At 63.8% G+C, this 528-nt stretch carries 1 pseudogene; it reads right to left on the reverse strand.

Annotated elements, in window-relative coordinates:
- Positions 1–502: pseudogene (locus IVB13_RS13715) on the reverse strand (hypothetical protein); the annotation flags it as partial.
- Positions 503–528: the final 26 nt, after the last annotated feature.

A 528-nucleotide genomic window follows, 5' to 3' on the forward strand; every position in this document is an offset into this window, starting at 1 on the left:
GTTTGAGCAGCTCGGTGTCGAGCCGATCGGTCTTGGCGCGCCGGTGCTCGCGCGACACCGCCACACTCGATGCGTGAATGACGTGAGCCTCAATGTCGCGTGCCCTGAGCCAGCGCGCCAGCCAGAAGCCGTCACGGCCGGCCTCGAAAACGACGGCGATGCGTTTGATCCGATGCCCGGCCTTCGTTGCTTCCTCTCGCCATCGATGCAGCAACTTCAGCAATGCGCTCTCGTCGACCGCGAGCTTCTTCAATGGCTGGCGCTCGACGCCAGGCACGATGCCGGCGACGAGCCAGCTCAACAGGCTCAGTTCGATAACTGCGATCAGCGTGCCATTCGGGTCGAGGGGGCTCGAGGATCGGCTCAGATCGTTCAACTTCTGCATGGGGCGCTCCATCGGTTCATCAGCAACAATGGATGCAATATCCTCGTCGCCGCCCCATAGCATCTCCCTTGGAGGCTTTCGGACGCCGGCCCCCGGTGCGCGCCGCCCCACCGTCATGGGGCCGGCATCCGAAACCCTTCACA

It is taken from the genome of Bradyrhizobium sp. 17 (assembly GCF_023073515.1).
In the GTDB taxonomy this organism is placed as follows: Bacteria; Pseudomonadota; Alphaproteobacteria; order Rhizobiales; family Xanthobacteraceae; genus Bradyrhizobium; species Bradyrhizobium canariense_D.